Origin of the sequence: Chryseobacterium sp. VD8 (assembly GCF_037149975.1) — a bacterium.
Taxonomy (GTDB): domain Bacteria; phylum Bacteroidota; class Bacteroidia; order Flavobacteriales; family Weeksellaceae; genus Chryseobacterium; species Chryseobacterium indicum.
On record NZ_JBBCQL010000324.1, the window covers coordinates 1 to 3577 of the forward strand.

Genomic DNA, 3577 nt, shown 5'->3' on the forward strand with positions numbered 1-3577 from the left:
TCATCTTTCGACATTCTCAAAAGCAGATTGTCTTTTGTAATTCCTGCATTGTTTACCAAAATATCAATTTTTCCAAACTCAGCCATTACTTCGTCCACTAAAGTCTGAGCGGCATCAAAATCTGATGCATCAGACTGATATCCTTTAATTTGAGTTACAGAACTTAAAGCTGCTTCCAATTCCTTCGCTTTTTCTACAGATCCGGCGTAAGTGAATGCTACTTTTGCACCCTGTTCGGCGTACATTTCGGCAATTCCTTTCCCGATTCCTCGTGTAGCTCCCGTAATTAGCGCTACTTTTCCTTCTAATAGTTTCATATATGACAATTATTTTTCTTTATAACGTATTAGCCTTTTGAAAGTTGGCTAATATACAGCATTTAATTTTACAGAAATAAAACAGTGCGCAAAGATATTACAAAATGTTATTCAATGCATTTTAAATCACTTTTTTAGCGAAAATTTATGACTGTTTTTTGTCATAAAGCCACTTTAAATAAGTTAATCAATAAAACTTCTGTCTTTTTGTTCTGTAAAATAAATGAATTCTGTTTCTTTTCCTTTGGTAAGTCTGATGCCTTTTTTATCCGGAAAAAACTTATCATAGACAATTTCAGTTAAAGGCTCATTTTTATCGTTGGTAACGCCGAATTTATTATCTTTTTTCACCACAAATTCATTAACACCTAAAAAAGTGGTGATGTCATCGTAGACGAAAGGAACAATTTCATTTCCGCTTTCATCCATCATCCCGTAGAAATTGTCTATGTTTTTCCCGACTAATGTGGGATAAAGTTCAAAAGGTTTTACTTCCTTAAATCCTTTTAATTCTTTATAATTTCCTGTTTTTGGTGAAAATGTGTAAAAGGTTTCATTTTTATTGACAATCAATGTATTGTGGAATATTTTTTCGATCTGGTAATCGTCATTCAGGATATTTTTTAAATTTTTATCCAGAATTTTTTCTTCATCGTCCTTTCTCAGATAAAGATATTTTTCTCCTGCAATGCTCAATCCTTCTACCCTGTCATATTCCTTCGGAAAAACAACTTCTCCGTTTAAACGCACGACGGCAGTTTTCGGATTTTTCTGATCCTGCGAGGTTTTGAACAACCCATTAAAAAGAGGGTTTACATAATGATAATCAAGATCATACACCTTCCCTTCTCTCTTAGAAAAAATGCTTACTTTATCTTCTTTGGTAAGGTAAATATATTCTCTGCCCACAAAAGCCTGATCGTATATTTCATCGGCAATGGTGCTTTCTTTTTCATCAATAATACCATATTTATTTTTAGAAACATCCAAAGTTACCAAATAAGGAAACGCATTGATATTGTCTACGTTATGTTCTGAAATGGTGCTTAAGGTTTTACCATTATTATCAATAACCTCTCCCGATTTTTCACCTTTCGAAAGATAAGTTCTGCTTTTGTAGAAACGAAGATCATCGGTAAAAGGACGGTCTGAAATCTGTTTTCCGTCAAAATCATAAATCAGCCAGACTCCGTTATTTTTAACAAAGAATCTGTTTTCGCTTCCAAAAACTATTTTTTCTGAGAACGGAATAATTTCTTTTCCGTTAAAATCGTAAACACATTCCTTTCCTTTTTTTGAATAAATAAGCCTGTCTTTATTTTCCCAGGTTCTGAATCTAAAAAGATCCATCGGAATAACTTCCTTTCCGTTCGCATCAATGATCGCTGTTTTTCCATTGGAATTTCCCGCTTTTACCCTCAAAACAAACCTGTTTTTCCATAAATGTGAAATTTCACTTTTTGCAGGATACTCAAAAGTGATATTGCCCAGAGAATCTACAATTCCGGATTTTCCGGTTTTGGCGTCAGAAATCATTCCGTATCCTTTGGAATAGAAACGGACTTCTTTGCCTGTTTTTTTTGTTAAAAGTATCTGTTTATACTGATCCGTCTGCCCGAAACAGACCGACGAAAGCAGTACGAAAATTAAATTTTTCAATTAAATGGAATTATTTACGATGAGAACAATCTCACCTTTTAACGTTTTGCTTTTGGAAAACTCAATGAGTTCAAGAATTGTTCCGCGTTTGGTTTCTTCGAACTTTTTGGAAATCTCACGGCTTAAACTAACCTTTGTTTCTTCGCCGAAAAATTCTTTAATCTGCTCCAGTGTGGTATTGATTTTATGCGGACTTTCGTATAAAACGATTGTTTTTTTCTCTTCTGCAAGCTGTTTCAGCTTCGTTTGTCTGCCTTTTTTCTGAGGAAGAAATCCGGCAAATAGAAATTCGTTATTCGGTAATCCTGAAACCACCAAAGCCGGAACAAAAGCGGTTGCTCCCGGTAAACAGATCATTTCAATATGATGATCGGAACCTGCTTTTGCCAACAAATAACCCGGATCTGAGATTCCGGGAGTTCCTGCATCGGTAATAATCGCAATATTCTGACCGCTTTTAAGGTCTGTAATTACTTTTTCCGTTGTCTGATGCTCGTTGTGTAAATGATAAGATTTTAAAGGCTTGGAAATCTCGAAATGCTTTAAAAGAATTCCGGAAGTTCTTGTGTCTTCACATAAAATATAATCAACCTCTTTCAGTACATTTACCGCTCTGTAGGTCATATCTTCGAGGTTCCCGATCGGTGTAGGAACAAAATATAAGATTCCGCTCAAAATTTAGTTTATAAAAATTTATTTTCCACCAATATCCACAGTCTCTGTGCATATTCGTCCACTTTGCTCCATTTTTTGGCATAATAAAGATCACTCAGGTATTCTTTTGCCTCCTCCAGTGTTCTGAAACTGTTCAGGTTATTCACCACTTCATTCAGTTCCGTCTGGCTTCCTCCGAACAGTGTTTTTGTGAAAGCAATCCTGTCATTCAAATCGAGTTTAAACTCAGGTTTTTTCTTTTCCGCTTCCATAAAATCGGTTGGAATATTGGTTTTTAAAATGCTTCCTGTCTCTTCTTTTTTCTCAGGAACTGTTTTTTCCTTCGGCATATCTCTTTCAAGATGATCATCATCAAAAAGCGACTGTACCGCTTTCAGACCTTTGATGTTTGCCAGTTTTATCTTTTTATCATGATGATAGGCTTCGAGATTTTCAAAGCTTTCATCAGATTTTAAATGTTCTTTCTCTTCAGAAACAGGTTTGTTGATCTCAACAATTTTTCTTCTGTCATTAATTTCCGCTAAAACTGAAGTCTCCTGTTTTTCTTCTGCAGAAGCTTCATTTTTAATTTCGTTTATGATGTTTTCAGTATTTGAAGTATCGGTTGCCAATTCGCCCTGTTCCATCATTGTGTGGGAAGAATACTGATTATCATTTTCTTCCACTAAAATTTCTTCATTTTCATCTAAAACTTCACCATCGAAAATACTCGGGATTTTTTCAGATTCTTCTTCATTTTTATACTGATAATTGTTTTGGATCTTTTCTTCTTCATCAAAATCATTCAGAATATCTCCGCGATCGTCCGAAATTTCGTTTTCAAATTCATCAATTTCATTTAGCTGATGATTAAAGATAACTTCTTCTTCCGTTTTGTTTTCATTAAACATTTCTTCCGAGATCTCTTCATCATTTTCAGGTTCAGA

Annotated in this window: 3 protein-coding genes and 1 pseudogene; all 4 read right to left on the reverse strand. The window is 34.6% G+C overall.

The genetic code is table 11. The features are described from left to right. On the reverse strand, positions 1-317 hold a 317-nt coding region (locus tag WFK35_RS21420), incomplete at its 3' end, for an SDR family NAD(P)-dependent oxidoreductase (RefSeq protein WP_336734562.1). Positions 318-500: 183 nt separating this feature from the next. Further along, positions 501-1976 (reverse strand): WG repeat-containing protein, encoded by a 1476-nt coding sequence (locus tag WFK35_RS21425; RefSeq protein ID WP_336734563.1) that lies wholly within the window; start codon positions 1974-1976, stop codon positions 501-503. Further along, on the reverse strand, positions 1977-2651 hold the full coding sequence (gene rsmI / locus WFK35_RS21430) for a 16S rRNA (cytidine(1402)-2'-O)-methyltransferase (RefSeq protein WP_076391044.1): 675 nt from the start codon (positions 2649-2651) through the stop codon (positions 1977-1979). It abuts the gene before it with no gap. 8 nt (positions 2652-2659) lie between these two features. Then, positions 2660-3577, reverse strand: a pseudogene (locus WFK35_RS21435) (hypothetical protein); the annotation flags it as partial.